Source organism: Sinorhizobium garamanticum (assembly GCF_029892065.1).
Taxonomy (GTDB): domain Bacteria; phylum Pseudomonadota; class Alphaproteobacteria; order Rhizobiales; family Rhizobiaceae; genus Sinorhizobium; species Sinorhizobium garamanticum.
Genome location: NZ_CP120373.1, coordinates 407,815 through 431,928 on the forward strand (window position 1 = coordinate 407,815; position 24,114 = coordinate 431,928).

General features: G+C 62.3%; 20 protein-coding genes and 1 pseudogene. 5 read left to right on the forward strand and 16 right to left on the reverse strand.

Annotated elements, in window-relative coordinates:
- Nucleotides 1-78 precede the first annotated feature (78 nt).
- The 3 genes from PZN02_RS01975 to PZN02_RS01985 all read right to left on the reverse strand — a co-directional run bounded on the left by PZN02_RS01975 (nt 79) and on the right by PZN02_RS01985 (nt 3,427).
- A complete protein-coding gene (locus PZN02_RS01975; RefSeq protein ID WP_280659969.1) occupies nt 79-963 on the reverse strand; it encodes a patatin-like phospholipase family protein in 885 nt (294 codons plus the stop codon).
- A 100-nt stretch (nt 964-1,063) separates the two neighbouring features.
- Nucleotides 1,064-1,624, reverse strand: a complete 561-nt coding sequence (rsmD, locus tag PZN02_RS01980; protein WP_280659970.1) for a 16S rRNA (guanine(966)-N(2))-methyltransferase RsmD — start codon at nt 1,622-1,624, stop codon at nt 1,064-1,066.
- Nucleotides 1,625-1,630: 6 nt separating this feature from the next.
- A complete protein-coding gene (locus PZN02_RS01985) occupies nt 1,631-3,427 on the reverse strand; it encodes a pseudouridine synthase (protein ID WP_280659971.1) in 1,797 nt (598 codons plus the stop codon).
- A 73-nt stretch (nt 3,428-3,500) separates the two neighbouring features.
- Here PZN02_RS01985 and PZN02_RS01990 point away from each other — a divergent pair, with 73 nt between their 5' ends.
- On the forward strand, nt 3,501-3,950 hold the full coding sequence (locus PZN02_RS01990; protein ID WP_280659972.1) for a nucleoside deaminase: 450 nt from the start codon (nt 3,501-3,503) through the stop codon (nt 3,948-3,950).
- 12 nt (nt 3,951-3,962) lie between these two features.
- Here PZN02_RS01990 and PZN02_RS01995 read toward each other — a convergent pair whose 3' ends face one another.
- From PZN02_RS01995 to PZN02_RS02025, 7 genes and pseudogenes are all read right to left on the reverse strand, one after another.
- Nucleotides 3,963-4,442 (reverse strand): GNAT family N-acetyltransferase, encoded by a 480-nt coding sequence (locus tag PZN02_RS01995; protein WP_280659973.1) that lies wholly within the window; start codon nt 4,440-4,442, stop codon nt 3,963-3,965.
- Between the two features lie 3 nt (nt 4,443-4,445).
- Nucleotides 4,446-5,066, reverse strand: a complete 621-nt coding sequence (locus tag PZN02_RS02000; protein ID WP_280659974.1) for a hypothetical protein — start codon at nt 5,064-5,066, stop codon at nt 4,446-4,448.
- Between the two features lie 133 nt (nt 5,067-5,199).
- Nucleotides 5,200-8,109: an isoleucine--tRNA ligase gene (gene ileS, locus PZN02_RS02005; RefSeq protein ID WP_280661357.1), complete on the reverse strand. Its 2,910-nt coding sequence runs from the start codon at nt 8,107-8,109 to the stop codon at nt 5,200-5,202.
- A 285-nt stretch (nt 8,110-8,394) separates the two neighbouring features.
- Entirely contained in the window at nt 8,395-9,378 is a 984-nt protein-coding gene (locus PZN02_RS02010) for a bifunctional riboflavin kinase/FAD synthetase (RefSeq protein ID WP_280659975.1), read from the reverse strand.
- A 13-nt stretch (nt 9,379-9,391) separates the two neighbouring features.
- Nucleotides 9,392-10,240, reverse strand: a complete 849-nt coding sequence (locus PZN02_RS02015; RefSeq protein ID WP_280659976.1) for a TIGR01459 family HAD-type hydrolase — start codon at nt 10,238-10,240, stop codon at nt 9,392-9,394.
- A 281-nt stretch (nt 10,241-10,521) separates the two neighbouring features.
- A pseudogene (locus PZN02_RS02020) lies at nt 10,522-10,674 on the reverse strand (chromate transporter); the annotation flags it as partial.
- Complete coding sequence (locus PZN02_RS02025; RefSeq protein ID WP_280659977.1) at nt 10,671-11,498, reverse strand: chromate resistance protein ChrB domain-containing protein; 828 nt, start codon at nt 11,496-11,498, stop codon at nt 10,671-10,673. The gene PZN02_RS02025 and the pseudogene PZN02_RS02020, both read right to left, overlap by 4 nt.
- 268 nt (nt 11,499-11,766) lie before the next feature.
- Between PZN02_RS02025 and groES the strand changes: the two genes are divergently transcribed.
- The 3 genes from groES to PZN02_RS02040 all read left to right on the forward strand — a co-directional run bounded on the left by groES (nt 11,767) and on the right by PZN02_RS02040 (nt 14,805).
- A complete protein-coding gene (gene groES, locus PZN02_RS02030) occupies nt 11,767-12,063 on the forward strand; it encodes a co-chaperone GroES (RefSeq protein WP_012706990.1) in 297 nt (98 codons plus the stop codon).
- Nucleotides 12,064-12,126: 63 nt separating this feature from the next.
- The gene (groL, locus tag PZN02_RS02035; RefSeq protein ID WP_280659978.1) at nt 12,127-13,764 is read left to right on the forward strand and encodes a chaperonin GroEL; all 1,638 of its coding nucleotides are present in this window, start codon (nt 12,127-12,129) and stop codon (nt 13,762-13,764) included.
- A gap of 612 nt (nt 13,765-14,376) precedes the next feature.
- Nucleotides 14,377-14,805: a hypothetical protein gene (locus PZN02_RS02040; protein ID WP_280659979.1), complete on the forward strand. Its 429-nt coding sequence runs from the start codon at nt 14,377-14,379 to the stop codon at nt 14,803-14,805.
- A 117-nt stretch (nt 14,806-14,922) separates the two neighbouring features.
- Here PZN02_RS02040 and PZN02_RS02045 read toward each other — a convergent pair whose 3' ends face one another.
- The 6 genes from PZN02_RS02045 to hisS all read right to left on the reverse strand — a co-directional run bounded on the left by PZN02_RS02045 (nt 14,923) and on the right by hisS (nt 23,397).
- Complete coding sequence (locus PZN02_RS02045; RefSeq protein WP_280659980.1) at nt 14,923-17,721, reverse strand: bifunctional diguanylate cyclase/phosphodiesterase; 2,799 nt, start codon at nt 17,719-17,721, stop codon at nt 14,923-14,925.
- A 174-nt stretch (nt 17,722-17,895) separates the two neighbouring features.
- Nucleotides 17,896-19,113: an NAD(P)/FAD-dependent oxidoreductase gene (locus tag PZN02_RS02050; protein ID WP_280659981.1), complete on the reverse strand. Its 1,218-nt coding sequence runs from the start codon at nt 19,111-19,113 to the stop codon at nt 17,896-17,898.
- Nucleotides 19,114-19,210: 97 nt separating this feature from the next.
- Nucleotides 19,211-19,918, reverse strand: coding sequence for a glutathione binding-like protein (locus PZN02_RS02055; protein ID WP_280659982.1), 708 nt, complete (start codon nt 19,916-19,918; stop codon nt 19,211-19,213).
- Between the two features lie 124 nt (nt 19,919-20,042).
- Nucleotides 20,043-20,738 carry an ATP phosphoribosyltransferase gene (hisG, locus tag PZN02_RS02060; RefSeq protein ID WP_280659983.1) on the reverse strand — a complete coding sequence of 232 codons (696 nt, stop codon included), beginning with the start codon at nt 20,736-20,738 and terminating at the stop codon, nt 20,043-20,045.
- Entirely contained in the window at nt 20,735-21,877 is a 1,143-nt protein-coding gene (locus PZN02_RS02065; protein ID WP_280659984.1) for an ATP phosphoribosyltransferase regulatory subunit, read from the reverse strand. The genes hisG and PZN02_RS02065 overlap by 4 nt, the downstream gene beginning before the upstream one ends.
- A gap of 5 nt (nt 21,878-21,882) precedes the next feature.
- A complete protein-coding gene (gene hisS / locus PZN02_RS02070; RefSeq protein ID WP_280659985.1) occupies nt 21,883-23,397 on the reverse strand; it encodes a histidine--tRNA ligase in 1,515 nt (504 codons plus the stop codon).
- A gap of 269 nt (nt 23,398-23,666) precedes the next feature.
- Here hisS and PZN02_RS02075 point away from each other — a divergent pair, with 269 nt between their 5' ends.
- Nucleotides 23,667-24,086, forward strand: coding sequence for a hypothetical protein (locus PZN02_RS02075; protein WP_280659986.1), 420 nt, complete (start codon nt 23,667-23,669; stop codon nt 24,084-24,086).
- The last annotated feature ends 28 nt before the right edge of the window (nt 24,087-24,114 follow it).

A 24,114-nucleotide genomic window follows, 5' to 3' on the forward strand; every position in this document is an offset into this window, starting at 1 on the left:
AGAGACCTCGCTAACGAGCAATTCCAGGAAAAGTGTGTAACGGTCCGTCCGGAATTCCGCAATTTCGAAGAGCAGGCCTCAGCCGATATCCTTCCAGCTCTCGATCCGCTCGGAAAGCGCACGCTTGAACTGCTCCCTGGTATCCGCCGTCGCGGCCAGGACCTCGCGGGCGCGCAGGAAATCGAGAACACGGAAACGCCCGACATCGGGGCGCATCAGTATGTCGGGCGCGCCGTCTTTCATTTTCATCGCAATGATCGATTGCATCATCAATTGGCTCGTGCCGAACAGGCTGTCGATACGGCTCGGTATCGTTCGCCCGTCGCCGTCCGGACCACCGACGACATCAATAGCGACGAGGATATCCGCCAGGCCGCGTAAGTGATCGAATGGGATCGGATTGTAGATGCCGCCGTCGATCATAACGCGGCCATCGATCTTCACCGGCATGAACACGGCCGGCAGGGCAGCGGAGGCGGCAAGCGCCTTACGCAGGTCACCGCTTTCACAAACGCGTTCCGTCTGACCGTAGTAGTCCGTCACCATGACCTTCAGCGGGATCAACAGATCGGAAAAGCGGCTGGGAATCGCTTCGGGCAGAAAGGCCTTCAGGACACGCTCGATGTTGAACCGGCCGAAATGGAGCCCGTTCGACACCGCCTCGGAAAGAGTCGTCGGCCTCAGCCGCCACAGCCGGTTGAGCACTTCGCCGCGATGGCCGACGGTCGACAGCACATGGTGCCGGATCTCCTCCCCGCGCATTCCGGCCGCCATGCCGGCGCCCATGAGCGCACCGATCGACGAGCCGGCGATCGCCACGGGCCGAATGCCCATCTCGTCGAGGGCCTCGATGACGTGGATATGCGCAAGTCCCCGCGCGCCCCCGCCTCCGAGCGCCAGCGCGACCGAGGGGCTTCGCCTCGCGGACGGTTTCGCGACTTCAGACAGGGTATCCTTCCTCATCACGCTCGTCTCCGTTCATCCGACGGGCACTCGATTGGTCGCCGCATGCGGGCCTGCAGCGCCGCGCGTCCAATCGGACGCGCAAGGGACGCTGCAGTAGTCACTCGCCGCGGAATCGGTAGAAATGCATCCGCGTGTCGCCAAAGACGCGCACATCAAGCGGTTCGAACTCTACCGGCAGCCGCGGCTCGATGTCGGCCCGTTCCTCCAGAATTGCCAGAGCGCCGGGGACGAGCCACTTCCCCGCCGCGGCCGCTGCAAGTGCACGCTCGCCGAGCCCCTTGGCATAGGGCGGATCTGCGAAAACCAGATGAAACGGTTCCATCGTCCCGACCGGCCCGAGATCGGTGGCGTCGCGACGGAATATCTTGGCGCGCCCCTGAAGCCCGAGCGTCTCGATATTGACCCGGAGCAGACCCCTGGCCTCCACGCCCTGCTCAACGAAGAGCGCTTGCCGGCAGCCGCGCGACAGGGCTTCGAACCCGACAGCTCCAGTACCGGCAAAGAGATCGAGTACGCGCGTGCTATCGAGCACTTCCGGATAAGCGTGGCTCAGGATATTGAACAGGCTCTCGCGCGTCCGATCGGTGGTCGGACGGATATCGTTGGACTTGGGCGTGGCCAGGGCGCGGCCGCGAAACTCTCCCCCGACGATCCGCACGGCCGGTTACTTCCCCTTGCCCCGGGGCTTGCCGCCGCCAGGGCGGCCGCCTGGTTTACCACCACCTGGCTTGCCGCCGCGGGGGCCGCCGGAGCGCTGGCTCGGCGATTTCCCCACACTGGGCTTTCCGGCCGACTTTCCGCGCGGGCGGTCGCCGAAGGGGCGGTTGCCGCCCTCGCGACCTTGAGGCCGATCGCCTTCGCTACGGCTTGCCCGCGGCTTTCCGGAGAATGCGCGATCTTCGCCCCCGGCGCGTGCGGGGCGCTCCGCGCGCGCGCGTTCACTGCTTTCGCGCCGCGGCGGCCGATCGCCGTGATCGCGCGATTTCCGCTCTGCTGCGTCAGGCCGGCGTCGGTCGAAACCACCGTCGCGCCTGTCATCCTTGCGGCGAACCGGTGCGCTCGCTCCGATCCACTCCCCATCCTCGACATCGCGCTTCACCGACGGCCGCAGAGCGCGCTCGGGCCTGGTAGAGCCCTTTGCCGCGCTTGCCTTGCGGTCGGGGTCGAACTTGCCGGAGGCTTTCATCGCCAGGCCATCCTTGGTGCGGCCGTAGCGTTTTGTCTTCGGCGCACCTTCCGGACGCTCGCGGCGGACAGGCGTCGCCGCTTGATCATCCGCCGACTTCGACTTCTTTTCGGCTATCGGGCGTGCACCCGGCGCCATCCATACATTGGCGGTGCGGCTGCGCTTCGCCGGAACCCGAGCCGGACGGTCGGCAGGTCGGCCGCCGGAACGATCGCTACGCTCACCCCGATCGCGCGAGCGGCCTTCGTCGCGCCGCGTGTCGAGGCGCGCAAGCGCACGCTCGCGCTTGTCCTCCGGCTTTTCTCGCCGTCCGGCGCGTTCCGTCTTGCCGGCATCCTCGGCGACCTCGTCGTGATGATCCTTCTCGGCCGCGGGCTGATCATTGTAGAGAGGCGCGTCGAAATTCGCCTTCGCGTCCTCGATCAGGCGCGGACCGAGCTGATCCCTCAGCGTGCGGCCGCGAATTTCCTGAACATGGCCTTCCGGCAGGTCGCCCAACTGGAAAGGACCATAGGAGATGCGGATCAGTCGGTTCACATCAAGGCCGAGCGCGCCGAGTACGTTCTTGATCTCGCGGTTCTTGCCTTCGCGCAGGCCCATGGTGATCCAGACGTTCGATCCCTGAACCCTATCGAGCGTCGCCTCGATTGCTCCGTAGAGCACGCCGTCGACGGCGATGCCGTCCTTCAGCCGATCGAGCGCTTCCTGATCGATCTCGCCGTGTGCACGCACGCGATATCGGCGCAGCCAGCCGGTGGATGGCAGCTCGAGCACGCGAGCGAGCCCCCCGTCATTGGTCAAGAGCAGCAGGCCTTCGGTGTTGATGTCGAGGCGGCCGATCGAAAGTACGCGCGGCAGCCCCTCCGGGAGGTTCTCGAAAACCGTCGGCCGGCCTTCCGGATCGGCATTGGTCGTCACCAGCCCCGCGGGCTTGTGATAAAGCCAGAGACGCGTGCGCTCGATGCCGCGGATCGGATGACCGTCGACCTCGATGCTGTCGGCCAGCGTTGCGTTGACGACAGGCGTGTCGAGCACGACGCCGTTGAGCTTGACGCGCCCCTCCATGATCATTCGCTCGACGTCGCGGCGGGAGGCAACGCCGGCGCGCGAGAGGATCTTCGAGATGCGCTGCGGCTCATCCGCACCGGGCGTCGTCGCAGCCGGCCGGACCTTGGCGGATGGGGTGGCGCCCGCCTTCTTGTCACCGGAACGAGGTTTCTTTTCCCGTCCGTTGGTCTTGCCGCCGGGCCGTGTGGACTTGTCTTTGGATGTCATTTGTGTTGCCTGCCTTTTGCGGCTGTCCTATCAGGTCAAGCGCCGTGGGTTAAGAGAAATTATTGATCGAGCGATGACCGATACGACGCGCTTCATGGATGCGGCCCTGGAAGAGGCCCGGAAAGCAGCAGCCCGCGGCGAAGTGCCGATCGGCGCTGTCGTCGTGCTCGACGGCAAGATCGTCGCCGCCGCCGGAAACCGTACACGCGAACTGAACGACGTCACCGCCCATGCCGAGATCGAGGCGATCCGCCAAGCCGCCGCCAGCGTTGGCGACGAACGGCTGACAGGCGCGGATCTCTACGTCACGCTGGAACCCTGCACCATGTGCGCGGCGGCGATATCCTTCGCCCGAATACGCCGCCTTTATTACGGTGCGGAAGACCCAAAGGGCGGCGCCGTGGACAGCGGCGTCAGGTTCTATGCGTCGCCCACCTGCCATCACGTCCCGGATGTGTATTCCGGCCTTGCCGAACGGGAAGCCGCCGATATCCTTCGCGATTTCTTTGCCGGCAAGCGCTGACCGGTGCAGCGGTCAGCCGTCGGCAAGTGCCTTCAGCGCCGCCCCCGCGAGCCGGTAGCGCTTCCATTCTGACATGGGCTCGGCGCCGACTGCCTCGTAAACTCGGATGGCCGGCTCGTTCCAATCGAGAACGCTCCATTCGAAGCGGCCGCATCCTTCCGCAATGGCGATACGCGCGAGATGTTTCAGAAGCAGTTTGCCGGCGCCTGAGCCGCGGTATTCAGGCGTGACATAGAGGTCTTCGAGGTAAAGACCCTTGCGCGCTTGCCAGGTGGAAAAGCTGTAAAACCAGATGGCGAAGCCGGCGGGCGCGCCGTCGACCTCACAGATAACCGCATGAGCGACGGCATCCGGACCGAAGAGCGAAGCTTGCAAGTGCTCGACCGTCGCTTCGACCTCATGCCCCGCCTTTTCGTAGATCGCGAGTTCCGTGATGAAGCGCAGAATCGTCTCCGCGTCTTCCGGAACGGCGTTGCGAATGCTGGTCTTCATGGCTTAGAACGGCCAGTACCACTTGGTGCCGGAGTTGGCGATCTGCGCCTCCTTCTTGCGGCGGCGCTCCTTTACCTTTTCCGGCTCGCCGAGATCCGTTTCGGCACCGTCCGGAAGACGGCGATAGTCGATCGGCGGATCGCTCAAGAAGCGACGCTTGTCCGAATACGCCCCCTTCTCGATCTTGCGGGCCTCGCGATAGGCCTCCTGCTGCTCCTTGGCCGAAAGACGGCGGCCATTGGCGCTCGCCTTCGCCAGCGGCGAGACATAGTTAGGGTCGTTCTTGTTAGCGTCGGCCTCTTCACGCAGGCGCTGGCGGACTTCCTCCGGCGACTCGACCCATTCCGGATTGGTCTCGCGGCTTGCCAACGACTGCTGCGGCTCGATCAGAGCTGTCTTCTGTCCATCTGGCGGCAGCACGAGGGCCGGGCGGGGTTGATACTTGACCGGATCGCGCTTCGGCGGGGCGAGGCTCACGGCACTGCCGAGGTCGTCGAGCAGATGTTCGCCTGCCGTCTTGTCCGTACCGTAGGTTGGACCGCCGATGCAGCCCGAAAGCACCAAACCGCCCGCCACGATCGCGGCAATGCTGGCGACAACTCGCAACTCTCGCGTCATTTCCATGAATTTCCTTCTAGCCAGCCGCACCCCACATGCCGCGGCCACTCAGCGCCCCTTGGCTGAAAAATCCGCCAAATTTCGGGCAGGTTGTACCGGATGAACGCGGCAAGCGCAATTCACCCGGCAAAACGATCCGTCAAAGCTTGAATCGGAGCTCTCTCAGGGCAGCAGCATCACGGGCGGAAACATCCGGATAGAGCGGATCGGACCCGACATCCGTGGTGATTCGCCAGGAGCGAGCGCATTTCTGCCCCTCGGCCAACCTCGGCACGACGCTGACCTTGGCGACGTCCGGCAACGCGAAGGCATCGGCCGGCCCCTCGGAGCCGACGACCTCGATCGCAGAGGTGATGCAGATTTCGGCAAAGTCCTGGCCTTCGAGCGCCTGGCGCAAATCCGCGTCCGCAACGTGGACGACGGGTGCCGCTTCCAGCGACGAGCCGATGCGCTTGTCCTTGCGCTCGATTTCGAGTGCACCGGTCACGACCTTGCGGACTTCGCGGATCTTGCGCCACTTCTCGGCGAGCGCGTCGTTGCGCCACTCCGCCGGTACGGTCGGGAACTGCTCCAGATGCACCGAGATGGCTTCCGGGTTGCGGGAGAGCCAGGCTTCCTCGGCCGTGAAGGGCAGCATCGGGGCGAGCCAGGTCACCAAGCAATCGAACAGCGTGCGGATGACGTGCAGCGCCGCGCGGCGGCGGACCGAGGACGGTGCGTCGCAGTAGAGTGCGTCCTTGCGGATATCGAAGTAGAAGGCCGACAGTTCGACATTCGAGAAATCGATAAGCGCGCGGGCGATCCGCTTGAAGTCGAAGGCATCGTAGCCGTCGCGCACCAGCCGATCCAATTCGGCCAAACGGTGCAGCATCAACTGTTCGAGTTCCGGCATGTCGGAAAGCGCGATCACTTCGCCCTTGTCATGGGCGAGCGTGCCGAGCATCCAGCGAATGGTGTTCCGGAGCTTGCGGTAGGCGTCGATGTTGGTCTGGATGATCGTCTTGCCGAGACGCTGGTCCTCCCAATAATCCGTCGTCATTACCCACAGCCGCAGGATGTCGGCACCGGCATCCTTCATCACCTCCAGCGGGGTGACGGTGTTGCCCTTCGACTTCGACATCTTCTCGCCCTTCTCATCCATGGTGAAGCCATGGGTGACGACGGCGTTATAGGGCGCGCGGCCGTGCGTCGCGCAGCTTTCGAGCAGCGACGAGTGGAACCAGCCGCGGTGCTGGTCGGAGCCCTCGAGGTAAACATCGGCCGGCCACTTCAAGTCGGGACGATCCTCCAGCGTGAAGGTATGGGTCGAACCGGAATCGAACCAGACGTCGAGAATGTCCATGACCTGATGCCACTTAGCATGGTCGTGATCGTTGCCGAGGAAACGCTCCTTGGCGCCTTCGGCGAACCAGGCGTCGGCGCCCTCCTTTTCGAAGGCTTCGAGGATGCGCGCGTTAACGGCGTCATCGATGAGGATTTCGCCCTGGTCGTCGACGAAGATCGCGATCGGCACACCCCAGGCGCGCTGGCGCGAGAGCACCCAGTCCGGCCGCTGCTCGATCATCGCACGCAGGCGGTTCTGGCCGGCGCCGGGCACGAAGCGGGTGCCGTCGATCGCCGTCAAGGCGCGCGAGCGCAGCGTCGTGCCGTCGCCGAAGTCCTTGTCCATGTAGACGAACCATTGCGGTGTGTTGCGGAAGATGACCGGCTTCTTCGACCGCCAGGAATGCGGATAGGAGTGCTTCAAGCGGCCACGAGCGAAAAGCGTGTGGCGGGCGATCAGCGCCTTGATGACGCGATCATTGGCGTCGCCCTTCTTGCCCTTGTCGTCGATGACGCGACCGGCGCCACCTTCGGCATCCGGGCCGAAGCCGGGTGCATCGGCAGTGAAATAGCCGGCATCGTCGACCGTGAACGGGATCGCAGAGGAGATGCCGCGCGCTTCGAGTGCCCGCGCGCTATCCATCCAGGCGTCAAAGTCTTCACGGCCGTGGCCGGGGGCCGTGTGAACGAAGCCGGTGCCGGCATCGTCGGTCACGTGATCGCCGTCTAGGAGCGGCACGTGGAAGGCATAGCCGCCGCCGAGACCATGGAGCGGATGAGCGCAAGTGATCGCACCGAGTTCATCCGCTTCGACATCGCGGACGAAGTTGAACGTCACCTTCGCCTTGGCAGCCGACTCGTCGGCAAGGCGCTTGGCGAAGATCAGCTTTTCGCCCGGCTGCGGGCCGTAGTCATTTTCAGCGGTCGCGACCTCATAGAGGCCATAGGCGTAACGGGACGAATAGGCGATCGCCCGGTTGCCGGGGATGGTCCAGGGCGTCGTGGTCCAGATCACGACGAAGGCGCCGGCAAGTGCGGCCGGACCGTCGGTGATCGGGAACTTTACCCAGATCATGTCGCTCTCGACATCGGCATACTCGACCTCGGCCTCGGCGAGCGCCGTGCGCTCGACGACCGACCACATGACCGGCTTCGAGCCACGATAGAGCTGGCCGGCCTTGGCGATCTTCATCAATTCGCCGGCGATGCGCGCTTCCGCGTGGAAGTTCATCGTCGTGTAGGGCCGCTCGAAATCGCCTTCGATGCCAAGGCGCTTGAACTCCTCGGTCTGGACCTCGATCCAGCCGCTGGCGAAGTCACGGCACTCCTTGCGGAACTCGTTGACCGGAACCTCGTCCTTGTTCTTGCCCTTCTCGCGGTACTTTTCCTCGATCTTCCACTCGATCGGCAGGCCGTGGCAGTCCCAGCCGGGGACGTAGTTGGCGTCGAAGCCACGCATCTGGAACGAGCGGTTGATCACGTCCTTGAGGATCTTGTTGAGCGCATGGCCGATATGGATATTACCGTTCGCGTAGGGCGGGCCGTCATGCAGCACGAACTTCTCGCGGCTGGCAGCCGACGCCCGGAGCTTCTTGTAGAGGCCCATCTTCTGCCAGCGGGCAACCGTCTCCGGCTCCTTCTGCGGCAGACCGGCGCGCATCGGAAACTCCGTCTGCGGCAGAAAGAGGGTGGAAGAATAATCGATCTTTTCAGCGGTTTCTGTCATGGTCTTTGCAATCGTCTTTTCCGCGCGGATATCGTCACGCATGCGGAAGGGTTCGGTCTTTCGAAGATGATGGGGGCGTTGGAAACGCCGAAATCCCGGTCCTCCCGGCGCTGCCTAGCGCGCGCGGAGGGCCGGGCCAATAATTCGCTGATCGATTATCAATCGACGGTGCCGGGTCATAGTGGCCGGTTCTTTAAGGCGTTTTCAACCTTTTGAAAAGGTCCGCCAACGTCGCACGGGCGAATTCTTTGGCAGCGGAAGGGACGAGCGTCCTCCCAGCAGCGCTCAGGCGAAATTAAGTCTCCGGTCGATCTCGCTCAAGGGCTGGACGCCGGAAAGGAGCAGGCGCGCCTCCTCCTCGTCGCGCTTGATCTGCGCCATCAGCGGCTCCAGTCCATCGAACTTGAGCTCATCGCGGAGATGACCGAAGAAGGAGACGCTGCAGACTTCACCGTAAAGCTCGCCGGAGTAATCGAAGACGAAAGTCTCGAGTAGAGGTTCGCCATCGCAGTCGACGGTCGGGCGGCGGCCGTAGCTTGCGACGCCGTCGTAAAGAGAGCCATCCGCGCGGCGAAACCGCACGGCGTAGATACCATTCTTGAGCTCTGCTTCCGGCGGCAGCCTCATGTTGGCGGTCGGAAAGCCGAGCGCGCGTCCGAGCTTCTTGCCGCCGATCACTTCCGCCTCGACGATGTAGCGGTAACCGAGGAGTCCTGCCGCATGCGCGACATCCCCTTCGGCGAGCAGGGAGCGAATGAAGCTTGACGAGATCACCGAGGCGTTTTCATCGCGGAAGGCATCGACGAGCGTGACGCCAAAACCCTCCCGCTCGCCGGCCGCCATCAGGAATGCCGGGCCGCCTTCGCGCCCTTTGCCGAAATGGAAGTCGAAGCCGGTGACCACATGGGATGCATGCAGCCATTCGCGCAGTATGCGATGGATGAAATCGGATGCCGAAAGCTGGGAGAAGGTCCGGTCGAAGGGATATTCGATGACGGCCCCAAAGCCCATGCCTTCGAGGATACGGGCCTTGAGCGGTGCTGGCGTCAGACGAAAGACCGGCGTGTCCGGCCTAAAGACCGTGCGTGGATGCGGCTCGAAAGTCAGGACGAGCGCGGGAACGCCGCGTTTCGCCGCTTCCTCCAGCGCACGGTTCAACACCGACTGATGGCCGCGGTGAACGCCATCGAAATTGCCGATCGCGATGACGCCGCCGCGCAGGCGCTCCGGAAGCGGATCACGGGTTTCGTTGCGATGAAAAACCGTCATGTCCGTCTTCCTGTCAGCCGAGCCGCGGCATCCACCACTTCGGCGCGGCCCCTTCCCTTTTCAGGAAAGCTGCAAGTTTCGCCTCGTCGGTGCGGCTTTCATGCATGTATTCCTGCGCATGAATGCCGGCGCTGATATAGAGGAGGTCGAAGCCAGCGTCCTGCGCGCCCTTGACATCGGTCGGCATGCCGTCGCCGATCGCGATGACGCGGGACAGGTCGAATGCGCCGCGCGCCGCCTTTGCCTCGGTCAGGGCGGCGCGGTAGATCGCGATATAGGGCTTGCCGGCAATGCGTGCTTCGCCGCCCAGTTCTTCGTAAAGCTTAGCGATGGCACCGGCGCAGGGGATCAGCCGATGCCCGCGCTCCACGACGAGGTCGGGGTTGGCGCAGATGAACGGGATCTTCCGCTTGGCGAGCCCCGTCAATGTCGCGCGGTAATGTTCGGGCGTTTCCGTTTCATCGTCATAAAAACCGGCGCAGACGATCGTCTCTGCATCCTCCGCAGAAACGATCTCGGTGCCGAGACCTTCGAGCAGTGGAAGATCGCGATCGGCCCCGATGAAGAAGATGCGTTTCGCCGCTGCCGAGATCAACGCCCGGGTGACGTCGCCTGACGTAACGATGCGATCGTAGGCTTCGTCGGGAACACCGAGGCCGCGGATCTGCACCTTGACGCCGGGATACGGCCGCGGCGAATTGGTAATGAGGACGACAGTCAGGCCGCTTGCCCGCGCCTCTGCGAGGGCCTCGCAAGCCGAAGCGAAAGCCTGTATGCCATTGTGGAGAACGCCCCAGACATCGCAGAGCACCACGTCGTATCGGCTGGCGATTTCCCGAAAACTGTTGATCCTTACGGCCATATCGGCTTCCCGCAAACTCGGCTTCTCGGCTCACATCGCAAGGAAGGGCAAAGAATACAAGTCTCGCGTTTAGAAAAACGCGGCCCTTCCCAAGAATTCAGCCGCGCAATGTTGCCGGCGACGTCAGAATGACCTGAGGAGCCAGCCGGCAGCGGCGCAGATGGCCAAGGTCTGGAAAATGCCGCGCTTCCACCACAACAGCAAGGCGGCAGCGGCGATCGTCAGACCGAGCGCGGAGGGATCAAGCGTCGTCCAATTCGGATACGGGACCGAGAGAGGCCCCAGCGGCGTTCCTCTACCAGTTCGCGATGCATGAGGGCGATCTGTCCTGCTGGTCCCCCAAAGCTCAACAGACCGATCTTGGCCCAGACCTTCGCCGCCTCGGCAAAGGTAGGGTGGGCGGGCGCGAGGCCCGCCGATGTTTTCTCGTTCACGTCCGCTTCCCCTTGCCGCCGTGCGAGACCCAATCATGCTTCTCCTGCGTGGCGTCGCGCGCCCAACGGTAAAGCGCATCGTAAAGGGTCATGCCCGCCTCGAGTTGCTCGAGGTCGTCGGAATACATCCGGGAGAGCCCCAGGGAGACTGCCAGAAGGCCGGCTGCCTCCGGTTCGAGGTCGCACCTGTCGGTATCCGCTGCCCGCACGATCCGCGCGACATGTTCGAGGGCTGGGAAGGAAAGTCGGAACTCCTTGACCATCGTATCGAAGGTGCAGTCCTCCCCGCGATGGCTCCAGAAGACCCCTTCGATATCGAAGGGCGTCGCGCCGAAACGCTCGCCCACCGCCTCGACCTCGGCCGCCGTGACGTAGAGAAAGGTGGCACGCGGATCGATGAAACGGCGGATCAACCAGGGGCAGGCGATACGATCGATCTTCGGCCGGGATCGGGTGACCCACACCGAGCCGCCCGACGGATCGGCGTTCGGCAGGCTCGCGACCGGAACGAGTGGCAGCTCTGCCTCGCGCCATGCATCGATACCGCCCTCCAGTATTTCGGCAGTGCCGCCGGCGTGCCGCATCCACGCGGCAACACCCTCGCTGAGCTTGCCGCCATGCTGACAGAGCGCGACGACGTGTTGCCCGCGATAAAGCTCCGCCCACTGCCGGACGCCGGCATGAGAGCGATGGAAGGAGGCGGGCACAAGATAGGGATCGGCGGCGAAGTCGTCGTCATCGCGTACGTCGATGATCACCGGTGCCTTCTCGGTTCCGAGAAGTTTGGCAAGTTTGTCTGTGGAAATGGAATTGAACGAGGCCATCGTTTACGTCCTTTAGATGATTGCTATTGGACGCGAAATTCCGGCATGACGCCTCGTGGGGCATTCGCTCGCCCCATGCCGTTGTTAAACAAAAAAGCTCGCGGCCTGTCAACGATCGCAGCCGACAAAAAATCTGTCGACCGATCCTTGACTCGTTCAGCGCACGGTCCTATTTCGGCGACGCTAGCACTCGCAAGATATGAGTGCTAACACCCATCCACCGGGTCGATGAACGATCCGCAATGTCATTTGATCGAGGGATTAGACAATGGCAAGCACCAACTTCCGTCCGCTGCACGACCGCGTTGTCGTCCGCCGCGTCGAGTCTGAGGAAAAGACCAAGGGCGGCATCATCATTCCGGACACCGCTAAGGAAAAGCCGCAAGAAGGCGAAATCGTGGCTGTCGGTTCGGGTGCCCGTGACGAAAGCGGCAAGGTTGTTCCGCTCGATGTCAAGGCTGGCGACCGTGTCCTGTTCGGCAAGTGGTCCGGCACCGAAGTCAAGATCAACGGCGAAGACCTTCTGATCATGAAGGAAGCCGACATCATGGGCATCATCGGCTGACTGGTCGACCCACTTCCCACATTCATGACAACCAATGGGCAATGAGCCCGGGAGTTTTCTCACATGGCTGCTAAAGAGATCAAATTTGGCCGTACCGCGCGCGAGAAGATGCTTCGCGGCGTCGACATCCTCGCTGATGCCGTCAAGGTAACACTTGGCCCGAAGGGCCGTAACGTCATCATCGACAAGTCCTTCGGCGCTCCGCGCATCACCAAGGATGGCGTTTCCGTCGCCAAGGAAATCGAACTCGAAGACAAGTTCGAGAACATGGGCGCCCAGATGGTCCGCGAAGTCGCTTCGAAGACCAACGACATCGCCGGCGACGGCACGACGACCGCAACGGTTCTCGCCCAGGCGATCGTTCGCGAAGGCGCCAAGGCAGTTGCTGCCGGCATGAACCCGATGGACCTGAAGCGCGGCATCGATCTCGCTGTCACGGAAGTCGTCAAGGATCTCCAGGCCAAGGCCAAGAAGATCAACACCTCGGAAGAGGTTGCCCAGGTCGGTACGATTTCGGCTAACGGTGAAAAGCAGGTAGGCCTCGACATCGCAGAAGCGATGCAGAAGGTCGGCAACGAAGGCGTTATCACGGTTGAGGAAGCCAAGACCGCCGAGACCGAACTCGAAGTCGTCGAAGGCATGCAGTTCGACCGCGGCTACCTGTCGCCCTACTTCGTCACCAACCCGGAAAAGATGATCGCCGATCTCGATGATGTCTTCGTTCTCCTGCACGAGAAGAAGCTCTCGAACCTCCAGGCCATGCTCCCGGTTCTTGAAGCTGTCGTCCAGAACGGCAAGCCGCTCCTCATCATCGCTGAAGACGTCGAGGGCGAAGCGCTTGCAACGCTCGTCGTCAACAAGCTGCGCGGCGGCCTGAAGATCGCTGCCGTCAAGGCTCCTGGCTTCGGTGACCGCCGCAAGGCCATGCTCGAAGACATCGCCATCCTGACGGGCGGCACGGTGATCTCCGAAGACCTCGGCATCAAGCTCGAAAACGTCACGCTCGACATGCTCGGCCGTGCGAAGAAGGTCTCGATCTCCAAGGAAAACACGACGATCGTCGACGGTGCCGGCCAGAAGTCGGACATCGAAGGCCGCGTTGCCCAGATCAAGGCCCAGATCGAAGAAACCACGTCCGACTACGACCGCGAAAAGCTGCAGGAACGTCTTGCAAAGCTCGCTGGCGGTGTTGCCGTCATCCGCGTCGGCGGTTCGACCGAAGTCGAAGTGAAGGAAAAGAAGGACCGCATCGACGACGCTCTCAACGCGACGCGCGCTGCCGTTCAGGAAGGCATCGTACCGGGCGGCGGCGTTGCCCTGCTGCGCTCTTCCGTCAAGATCACCGTCAAGGGTGAAAACGACGATCAGGACGCCGGCATCAACATCGTTCGCCGCGCTCTGCAGGCTCCGGCCCGCCAGATCGCTGAAAACGCTGGTGATGAAGCCTCCATCGTTGTCGGCAAGATCCTCGAGAAGAACACCGACGACTTCGGCTACAACGCGCAGACCGGTGAATATGGCGACATGATCGCCATGGGCATCATCGACCCGGTCAAGGTCGTTCGCACCGCCCTGCAGGACGCAGCCTCGGTTGCTGGCCTCCTCGTCACCACCGAAGCCATGATCGCCGAGCTGCCGAAGAAGGACGCTCCGGCAATGCCTGGCGGCATGGGCGGCATGGGCGGCATGGACATGATGTGATAAGGCAACAGCCTTAACACAGCAGGTCCGTAAAGCTTCGCCCATGCTCTTTAAGAGAGTTCAGCGCGTCAAGAGCGCTGAACGGGGCGGCATGGACATGATGTGATAAGGCGAAGGCCTTAGCACAGAGAGATCCATCCGGATCTGAGGGCGGCCTTCGAGCCGCCCTCTTTGCTTTTTGTCAAACCAAGAGACCGAATCCCGAAACAAGGCGCACGTAAAAGTAAGCGCCGCCTCAAATTGGTGCAAAAAACCGTTGAAGTTGGAAAAAAACGAACTATAACAACGCCCCAAGTGAACGCCAGATTCACGCGAGACCGGAAAGCAGACACAAACTGAACGAGCATTTGCTCGAGTTTCGATGCTGGCTTGTGTACCTGGTCCTCGCAGAGAACATAATACACAAAAGCGTATAGATATTTGATCGCCAGTATAGCCGACCTTCTTGCGAAATGACTTCGCTTGGCGGGCTGTCATTTCTGCGTCGGACCTATCGACAAGAGATCAGTATGCCCACGAGTGGCTTGGCCCTCGGATAAGCAGCAGCGAGCGGTCTTTTTTGGAATGCGTCTGTCCGGAATTAGATGCGGACGTTCGCTACTGGGGCAAGCCGTGTTTAAGATCGCAAGAACAACTCCCCTATCTTCCGGCATTCACGGCCTGCCGCATCAGGAAATACCTGCGCAATTCTGCGTTTCCGAGGCCTGGTCCGGCGATCTCACCACAGGCCTCTTCGTCCTCGGTGACAACGCCGCAGCGATTCACGGCCTGCGTGAAAACGAGTGCGGATTGCTCAATTTCGTCCGCTGTTACGATCCGGCCGATCGCAATCACGTGCTCGAACTCTTCGAGCAGGCGGCAACGTCCTCCTCAACCTTCTGCTTTTCCACGACGATCATCCTCGAAACGGGGCAGAGGCAGCCCCTCTTCTGCATCGGCGAGTCGTCCGGCCTGGAAGAGCGCTATTCAGGCTCGATGCTGGGCGTCTTCTTCTTCCCGCGCTTTCTGATCGAGGGTGCGCAGGCGATGGTTAGGCAATAGGCCATTTCATGGTTTCATCGGCAGTGACCTAGCTCCATGAAACTGCGCAACTCCTGACGTCACGCACTTTCCTTGGGTCTCTGGCCTTGGGTCTCTGGCCCCACCGCCGCAGGCGCGTCAAGCGACGGCGGCTTGTACCCGAGTGCCCGCGACTGCGCCGATGGGCGCAGGTCGCCCAAGCAGGTATCCCTGTGCCTCGTCACAACCCTCCGCTTGAAGGATGTCGAGCTGTTTCTGCGTTTCGACGCCCTCGGCCAGGACCGGCACGGAAAGGCTTTGTCCAAGGGCGAGGATGGCCCGGACAATCGCCTTGGCTTGGGGGCTGCCTTCGACCTCCCACATGAAGCTCTTGTCGAGCTTGATCTTGTCGAAGGGAAACGACCGCAATGTCTCGAGCGACGAGTAACCGGTGCCGAAGTCATCGATGGCGATGGTGACGCCAAGTTCCTTGATCCGGCGGAGCGTCAGCAGCGCGCGCTCCTTGTCGTCGATAATGGTGGACTCGGTGATTTCCAATTCGAGCCGCTTCGGGCTGAGTCCGGTCTCCATGAGCACCTGCTGGACAAGGCTGACGATGTCGCCATTGGCCAACTGCACGGGCGAAATATTGACAGCAATCTTATGTTGGCTGTCCCATCCGGCCGCCTCGCGACAGGCCTCGCGCAGGACCCATTCACCGATCGGCAGGATCGCCCCGCATTCTTCGGCCAGCGGGATGAATTCGTTCGGCGGGACCATGCCGCGCTCGGGATGGTGCCAGCGCAGCAGCACTTCATAGCCGGTGACGTCGCCGGTCATCACCGACTTCTGCACCTGATAGTGAAGCGCCAATTGCCTCTTCTTGATCGCATCCCATAGGTCGTTGGCGAGAGCCCGGCGCTTGCGCGCCGCCTCGTCCATCGAGACCTCGTAGAAGCAGACCGCCTGGTTCAATGCCGCCTTGGCGCGATACATGGCGAGATCGGCATTGTTGATCAGCATGTCGGCGGTTTCGGCGTCCTGCGGATAGATCGCGACACCCATGCTACCGCCGGATTTCAGCTCGAAATCGCCGAAGCGCATTTCCTCATGCAGGCAATTTTCAATGCGCCGCAGGAAATCATGGAGTTCAGCAAGCTGCTCGAAACGCTTCACCGCCGCAAATTCGTCGCCGCCGAAACGGGCAACGAACTCGCCCTCCTGAAGAAGCGCCTTCATCCGCTGCGCGATCGTGACCAGCACGAAGTCGCCTGCAGCGTGCCCATGCAAATCGTTGACTTCCTTGAACTTGTTCAGGTCTATGCCGATGACGGCCACCTTGCGCGAGAACCAGGCAGCGGCATCGAGCTCCTCCTCGAGGTAGCTGTTGAACTGCAACCGATTGGGCAAACCCGTCAGGCTGTCGTGTCGGGCGAGGAACGAAATCTGCTCCTCGGAGTCCAGTCGCTCGGTGATGTCCTCATAGGTGGAAACCCAGCCGCCGTCCGGCAACATGCGGTGCTTCGTCAGGATCGAACGCCCGTTCGGCAGCTTCTCGACAAGATCGGCTCCGCCCGTGCCAACAATGTCGATGCGGTGTTTCTGATAGGCCGCATCAGCCTTGGCCTTGGCGACTGCCGGATCAGGATAGGCGCTGGCAAAGGCCCGCGCTAGAATTTGCCGGAATGTCAGTCCCCTGCCGGCCATCGATTCCGAGAGATTGAAGATCTCCAGGCAACGCCCGTTCGAGATCAGCAGGCGGTCGGCCTTGTCGAACAGGCATATGCCCTGCGTCATGTTCTCCAGCGCGATGTCGAGATTCTTGCTGACTTCGGCGATACGATCGGCATTCGCCTTTTCCTTGGAGATGTCCTTGGCAATCTTGATGAAGCCGGCGTGCCGTCCGGCTTCATCGATGATCGGTTCGATCACCATATGCGCCCAGAAGCGCGTGCCGTCCTTGCGATAGCGCCAGCCTTCCGCCTCGTATTTTCCGTCGAGAAGGGCGAGGCGCAGCGCCTTTTGCGGCAGGTTGGCCTGCCTTTCATCCGGTGCGTAGAAGCAGGCAAAATTCTTGCCGATGATCTCGTCGGCAATGTACCCCTTGTTCGCCTCGGCGCCGGCGTTCCAACTGGTCACGTGACCATCAATGTCGAGCATGCAGATTGCGTAGTCCTTGACGCTCCGGACGAAGCGGGAAAACTCCTTCTGCGAGGCGGCAGCCAGGACTTCCGCCTGACGGGCGAAACCAGCGGCAATCAGAACGATCGACAGCAGGAAGAATGCCGTTCCGGCAATGACGAAGGCCAAGAGATGCGGCTGCATCATGCCTGCGCCCGCTTGGGCGACCGGGCCGGCTTCGATCGTCACCGCTCCCATCGCGGTAAAATGCAACACCACGATGCCGAGCGTCATTGCGGACGTCGCAAGCAACTTGGCCCGCAGCGGCTGATCACTGCGGGCGACCGCAAAGAGCGCGGCCACATCGAACAGCGATCCGGCAAGGATCGAAAGGACGACGAGCATCCCGTCCCAGCGGATGGAGCCGGCGACGTCAAGCGCCGCCATGCCGAGGAAATGCATCGAGGCGACGCCGGCACAAAGCACCAGCCCGCCGAACAACCAGCCGCCACGTCCCGTCACATAGGTTGCGATGCCGAGGGCCGATGTCGTCAGGACAATTGCGACCGCCAGCGACAGTGTCGTGAGGTTCATCTGATAGCCGACCACAACACCCGGATCATAGGCAAGCATGGCGATGAAGTGGGTCGCCCATATCCCGAAGCCGCTGGCGATGCCGGCAGCGGCGACCCAGACTGCGCGTGGTCTGCCGACCGCAGCGCGCGCATGCTGAAGCAAGGTAATCGCGCCGAAACTCGACAGGAAGCAAATCAACGCCGCCAGTACGACCATTCGCGGATCGTGTTCCACCACGAGGCATGTCAGGATCTTGAACATCACAGATCGCCTAAATAAAGCAGTGCGCGGACGCAGGTCACCCGCGCCGCCTCGGTCGTATCTGTTGACGTTTCGTCCTTTAAGGAAGCGTGAAGATCGGTTGAAGGCCACCGCTCCGAAACGGAACAGTGCTTTCTTCGTTAACGGATTCCGAAATCCGAGCGATGCCGCCGCCTATACGAGCAGCGACTTGAGATCGGTGTCAGGATCGGCAAGTTTCGCTCGATCCGGTGTCGCCCCCGCCTCGAGCAGCTTCTTTCCCGTCACATAGGCCTTGGCATCGTTGATCGCATCGACGGCGATGAACTTGCCCTGGCGGAAATACCAGACCGATATGCTGCCTTCACGCTGGCCCGGACGGACAAGTGTTTCGTCATGGCCGAGACCGAAGCCGGCGATCTGGAGCTTCACGTCGTACTGGTCCGACCAGAACCAGGGCTTCGGATCGTAGGGCTCGGAGCTACCCGTGAGGATGGCAGCAATTGCCTCCGCCTGGTCAACGGCGTTCTGAACCGATTCCAGGCGGATCCGCATGCCTTGCCACGGCAGGACCGCGCAGTCGCCCATGGCAAAGATCGCGGGATCGGACGTTCGGCCGTAGCTGTCGACAATGATGCCGTTGGCGGTCTCCAGGCCTGCCTCATGCGCCAGAGCATCGTTGGCGATAATGCCGATGCCGACGATCACCACGTCGACGGGGATCGTCGAGCCGTCCGCGAGCTCCGCGGCTGTAACGCGCCCGTTGTCGCCAACCAGGCGGTGGAGCCCCATGCCTTCGCGGATATCGACGCCGCGGGAGCGATGAATCTCGCGGACGATCGCAGACGTCGCGGCCGAGGCCACGCGCTGCAGGATGCGATCCGCCATTTCGATGACGGTTACTTCCATGCCGCACGTCCGGGCGACCGCCGCGGCCTCGAGACCGATATAGCCCCCACCCACCACCAATGCCCGGCGCCCGGGCTGCATTTCCTCGGCGAGCAGGTCGGCATCCTTGAAATCGCGCACGACATAGACGCCAGCAAGATCGCCACCGATAGAGGCGGGCAATCGGCGCGGCGTCGCCCCGGTCGCGAAGGCAAGCGTCTCGTAGTCGAGCACCGATCCGTCGCTCAAATTGACCTGTTTTTGCCGGCGATCGAGGCGTGTGACGGTCGTCGAAAGGCGAATGTCGATGTCGTGCTCCGAATACCAGGCCTCTGGCCGATAGAGCAGCCGATCGAGCGTCATTTCGCGAAGCAGATATTTTTTGGAAAGAGGCGGCCGTTGGTAGGGAAGGCTTGACTCCGAAGACACGATCGCCACCGGCCGCTCGTCCTTCAAAGCGCGAAGTTTGGCAACCAAGGCGAACGCGGCCTGACCGCCGCCGACAACAACAAGTCTTCCCGACACCTGCTCCACCCGTCTCTTGATGCTCGCGTTCCGCCAGCCGTACCCTCTCCGCCCGAGCTTCGTCAACTCGGACGGAACGGCAACACCGCCCGCAGGATCAGGGCTTCCGCGGGATTTCCATCCCCTTTTGCGCAGCCGGTCGGGCGAGACCGCGATCGACCCAGGCCATGACGTTCGGGAAGCCCTCGTAGTCGAGCACTTCGGCACCGCCATAGAATCTGCGCGCGCCTTCCACCCACGGGTAAGTGGCAATGTCGGCGATCGTGTATTCGTCGCCCATCAGCCATTGCCGGCCTTTCAGTCGCGTCTCGAGAACGCCGAGAAGGCGCTTCGATTCGTCCCGGTAGCGCTCAACGGGATAGGAGTTGTTGGCAACCCTTTCGGCCGCGAACTTGAAGAAATGCCCGAACTGACCGAGCATCGGGCCAACGCCGCCCATTTGGAACATCACCCAGCAAAGCGTCTCGTAGCGGCCGGCGGCATCCGTCGGGATGAGCTTTCCCGTCTTTTCTGCCAGATAAACCAGGATCGCACCGGATTCGAAAAGACCGATCGGCTTTCCGCCTGGTCCGTTCGGGTCGATGATCGCCGGGATGCGGCCGTTCGGGTTGAGCGACAGGAATTCGGGCGACTTCTGTTCGTTGGCATCGAACGCAATGCGATGCGGCTCATAGGGCAGGCCCAGTTCTTCCAGGGCAATAGAGATCTTCACGCCGTTCGGGGTCGGCAGCGAATAGAGCTGGATGATGTCCGGGTTGGTCGCCGGCCAGCGGGTCGTGATCGGGAAAGAGGAAAGATCAGCCATAAGGATGCCTCGAGGTGGGTGGGCCAAGGTGGGATGTGCCGCCCCTACATAGGTCGTCACGATTCCATTTGTCAGCACCCGTGGCAAAATTTCCTGCGTGCCACCTCAGGCCTGCCGCGGGCTTTCACAGCGCTGCGCGCACCGCTGCCATGATCCGGTCGACGACAGGATCGCCCGCATGGGCAGCCTTCCTAGCCCTGACGAGGCAGGCTTCCGACCGCAGGATTACACCGTCCGAGAGGATCTTGAGGTGGTTAGCCTTCAGCGTCGAGCCGGTCGAGGTGATGTCGACGATGATGTCGGCGGAACCGGACGCCGGTGCGCCTTCGGTCGCGCCCAGGCTTTCGACAATGCGATAGAGCTGGATGCCATGGCTTCCGGAGAAGAACTGCTGGGTCAAGCGCCAGTATTTGGTGGCGATCGCCAGCCTGCGGCCATGACGGGCACGGAAATCGGCAGCAACGTCGCCGAGGTCCGCCATGGTGTCGACGTCATACCAGATTTCCGGCACGGCCACGACGACATCGGCATGGCCGAAGCCTAGCCGCGCGCAGAATTCTACGCGCGCATCCGCATCGGCCAGGCCCTCGCGAACGAGATCTTCGCCGGTGACGCCGAAATCGACAGAGCCGCTGCCGATCTCGCGGGAGATTTCCGAGGCCGAGAGAAAGGCGATCTCGACGTCGTCCCAGCCCTCGACGCGGCCGCGGTAGGAGCGGTCGTTGCCGACCGCGACGATCTTCATCCCGGCCCGTTCGAAGATCACCGAAGCATCGTCCTTCATCCGCCCCTTCGAAGGCAGTGCAATCGTGATCGTCATTTCGCGCCCCCTGCGGCAGAAACCGCCTGCTCGATCCGGTCAAGCCAGAGGGAGAAGCCGACCGCCGGAATATGTTCGCGGGCGCCCAGAAGCGTCAGCAGCCGGTCGAAGCGTCCGCCACCGGCGAGAACGGCCGCCGTCCCGTCGGCCTCTATCTCGAAGACGAGGCCGGTATAATAGTCGAGCGGACGACCGAAGGCGGCGCGATAGCGGATGAGACTTATGTCGGCGCCTGCGCGAGAAAGGGCAACGACGCGTTCATCGAAGAGCGACAATGCGGCTTCGATTTTCAACCCGGACTTCGCGGCGAAGCGGAAAAGTGCGGCTGGCGCATCGGCAAGCGGCAAGTCCAGCGTCAGGAATTCGCGCATGACGGCGAGCGTGGCCTTGTCCAGCCGCGTGTTTACCAGCTCCATTTTTTCCTTGAGACGGCGAGCGATGTCGCGCGGCGACCGGCTGGCATTGGTGGAGTAGCCGGTTGCCTCCATGATCTGGCCGATATGGGCAACGAGCCGGCCCTCGTCCTCCAGCATGCCCGTGATGGCGAGCCGCTCGACCTCATGGCCGAAGACGCCCGCCGATTTCGGATCGGCGAGCTCTGCCAGAAGTTTCTGCAGCTGCTTCGGGTCGCCGAAGGCATGGATCAGCCGCTTCTGCCAGCCGGCAGGCAGCCCGCAGGCGGCAATCACCGCTTCGAACACCGATTGGTCGCCCAGCGTCACCTTCAGCCGCCGTCCCGGCAATCTGTTCGCAAGAACCTGCATCGCGTCGCCGACGGCTCTCGCGTCCGCCCGCGCGGTGTCCGGCTCGCCGAGATCCTCGATGCCGGCCTGATAGAACTCGCTCGAACCTTCGCGCCGCTGGCGGAACACTTCACCGAGGTAGGCATAGCGCTGCGGCGTACCGGTCGCCGTTTCGATATGGCGAAGGCAAACCGGAATCGTGAATTCAGGACGAAGGCAAAGGCTCTCGCCCGTCTCGCTCTGCGTCAGGAAAATGCGCCGCCGCAGGTCTTCGCCTGCCATATCGAGAAAGGGCTCGGCCGGCTGGATCACCGGCGTATCGACACGCAGCGTCTCCATCCGCTCGAAATCGGCAAGCAGGTCGCCAGCAAAGGCGGGGAGGTTGATCAGAGGCATCGCCGTCAGTTCGCCTTCGTTCGGTCCTCAGCCTGTGCCGCCAGCATCTCACGGACTTTCTCGATCAGATCGCTTTCCGGCACAGAAATCTGGGCAACGCGCGCCTCGCGCCAGGCAACATTGTCCTGGATTTCACCCGAGAGACGCTTGCCCTCGATCAGGTCCTTGATCTGCACGACCCCCGAGGCGCGTTCATCGCCGCCCTGGATGATCGCCAGCGGGGAACCGCGGCGGTCGGCATATTTGAGCTGATCGCCGAAATTCTTCTTGTTGCCCTGGTACATCTCGGCCCGGATGCCGGAGTGGCGCAGTTCCTGGACGAAGCGCTGATAACGGCCCATGCTTTCGATGTCACGGTCCATGACGCAGACGACCACCGGCGCGATCACCTCCTCGGTCCCGAGCTTGCCAAGGTTTTTCAGCGCCGTCATCAGTCGCGACACGCCGATCGAGAAGCCGGTTGCCGGGACCGGCTGCCCCATGAAGCGCGAGACGAGGCCATCATAGCGGCCGCCACCGCCGACGGAGCCGAAGACGACCTTCTCGCCCTTCTCGTTCGTCACCGCAAACTGCAATTCGGCCTCGAAGACCGGGCCAGTGTAGTATTCAAGGCCGCGCACGACCGAGGGGTCGATCTTGATGCGGTCCGCTTCATAGCCCGCGCTGAGCACGAGGCTGCGGATCGTATTGAGTTCCCCGACGCCCTCCCCGCCCTTGGCGGTTCCGGCAACGAGCTCGGCGAGCTCCGCAGCGCTCTTTGCATAGTCGGCGATGCCGACGAAAAACAGGATCTTGCGGATCTGCTCGTCGTTCAGGCCCGCACCCTTGGTGAAGTCGCCGCTTTCATCCTTGCGGCCTTCGCCCAGCAGCAGTCGCACGCCTTCCGGGCCGAACTTGTCGAGCTTGTCGATTGCACGCAGAACCGCCAGACGCGCATTCGCGTGCTCGTCGCCACCGAGACCGATCGCCTCGAGCACACCGTCGAGAACCTTGCGATTGTTGACACGGATGACATAGTCGCCGCGCTGAATGCCGAGCGCTTCCATGGTGTCGGCCATCATCATGCACATCTCGGCATCGGCCTGGACGCCCGCCGCGCCGACCGTATCCGCGTCGAACTGCATGAACTGGCGGAAGCGGCCGGGGCCCGGCTTCTCGTTGCGGAAGACGTAGCCCGCCCGATAAGTCCGGTAGGGAAGCTGGATCTCGTTGAAGTTCTCCGCCACGTGCCGCGCAAGCGGTGCGGTCAGGTCGTAGCGCAGGCTCATCCACTGGTCGTCGTCGTCCGTCAGCGAGAAGACGCCCTCGTTCGGCCGATCGCTGTCGGGAAGGAACTTTCCCAGCGCGTCGGTATATTCGAACAACGGCGTTTCCACCGGATCGAAACCGTAGCGCTCGTAGACCTCCTGGATCTTCGCGAGCATTTCGTCGACGGCGCGGATATCCGCCGCCGAACGATCGACAAAGCCGCGCGGCAGGCGCGCCTTGAGCTTCTGCGGTTTCTTCTGTTTTTCGTTCATAAAGAGTGTTCCGGACTGTCAAATTCGGTCGGTGCTTTCCCTACCGGATCACGTCAAGGGCGGCAAGGGCAGCGGGCATAAAGGGCGCACATACCGGAAACGAGAGATCCTCTTGATGCGTGCCCGCGCTCTCCGGCGCTCTGTCGCACTGCACGGCCCGTCAATAACAAATCCGTGATTGTACTTATTGCGGCACTCTCCTATAGGTTAAGTCGACGCGGAGGAAGAGCCCGTCAACGACGCAAGGGTTCAGCGGAGATTTTGGCGGCATGCTGAAATTTGTGAATTCCGGTGACGGCGCCATCAAGCCCGCCTATCTGCTGGCGCATGAAGGCTGGACGCGCGATCTGGAGCGAGAGGATTATCTCGTCGAGCCGTGGCGCTGCCACCTTGCCAGCGGCACCTTCCTTCTGGGACCGCGAACGCTCGCACTTCTCGGCACGTCGCGGAACCCCTGCGGCATCGTCGACCTGTTGCGCGCCCACGACGGAGACGACAGATCGATAATTCTGAACATTCTGGAGCAGGCGACCGGGGCGCCATCCTCCTTCTGCTTTTCCACGCTCGTGCGTGGTCCATCTGGACAGTCCTCGCCGCTCTGTTGCGTCGGAAATTCGACGCTTGCCGGTGACGTTGGAGACGGCACGCTGCAGGGCGTATTTGCTTTTCCCCGGCACGCGGAACCGTAGGCGACGCGACGCGGCCGCCAACACCTCT

Excerpts from the sequence above, each read along its gene's own strand:
- PZN02_RS01975 (WP_280659969.1), bottom strand. The coding sequence starts at position 963 with ATGAGGAAGGATACCCTGTCTGAAGTCGCGAAACCGTCCGCGAGGCGA.
- PZN02_RS01985 (WP_280659971.1), bottom strand. The coding sequence starts at position 3,427 with ATGACATCCAAAGACAAGTCCACACGGCCCGGCGGCAAGACCAACGGA.
- PZN02_RS01990 (WP_280659972.1), top strand. The coding sequence starts at position 3,501 with ATGACCGATACGACGCGCTTCATGGATGCGGCCCTGGAAGAGGCCCGG.
- PZN02_RS01995 (WP_280659973.1), bottom strand. The coding sequence starts at position 4,442 with ATGAAGACCAGCATTCGCAACGCCGTTCCGGAAGACGCGGAGACGATT.
- PZN02_RS02000 (WP_280659974.1), bottom strand. The coding sequence starts at position 5,066 with ATGGAAATGACGCGAGAGTTGCGAGTTGTCGCCAGCATTGCCGCGATC.
- ileS (WP_280661357.1), bottom strand. The coding sequence starts at position 8,109 with ATGACAGAAACCGCTGAAAAGATCGATTATTCTTCCACCCTCTTTCTG.
- PZN02_RS02010 (WP_280659975.1), bottom strand. The coding sequence starts at position 9,378 with ATGACGGTTTTTCATCGCAACGAAACCCGTGATCCGCTTCCGGAGCGC.
- PZN02_RS02015 (WP_280659976.1), bottom strand. The coding sequence starts at position 10,240 with ATGGCCGTAAGGATCAACAGTTTTCGGGAAATCGCCAGCCGATACGAC.
- PZN02_RS02025 (WP_280659977.1), bottom strand. The coding sequence starts at position 11,498 with ATGGCCTCGTTCAATTCCATTTCCACAGACAAACTTGCCAAACTTCTC.
- groES (WP_012706990.1), top strand. The coding sequence starts at position 11,767 with ATGGCAAGCACCAACTTCCGTCCGCTGCACGACCGCGTTGTCGTCCGC.
- groL (WP_280659978.1), top strand. The coding sequence starts at position 12,127 with ATGGCTGCTAAAGAGATCAAATTTGGCCGTACCGCGCGCGAGAAGATG.
- PZN02_RS02045 (WP_280659980.1), bottom strand. The coding sequence starts at position 17,721 with ATGTTCAAGATCCTGACATGCCTCGTGGTGGAACACGATCCGCGAATG.
- PZN02_RS02055 (WP_280659982.1), bottom strand. The coding sequence starts at position 19,918 with ATGGCTGATCTTTCCTCTTTCCCGATCACGACCCGCTGGCCGGCGACC.
- hisG (WP_280659983.1), bottom strand. The coding sequence starts at position 20,738 with ATGACGATCACGATTGCACTGCCTTCGAAGGGGCGGATGAAGGACGAT.
- PZN02_RS02065 (WP_280659984.1), bottom strand. The coding sequence starts at position 21,877 with ATGCCTCTGATCAACCTCCCCGCCTTTGCTGGCGACCTGCTTGCCGAT.
- hisS (WP_280659985.1), bottom strand. The coding sequence starts at position 23,397 with ATGAACGAAAAACAGAAGAAACCGCAGAAGCTCAAGGCGCGCCTGCCG.
- PZN02_RS02075 (WP_280659986.1), top strand. The coding sequence starts at position 23,667 with ATGCTGAAATTTGTGAATTCCGGTGACGGCGCCATCAAGCCCGCCTAT.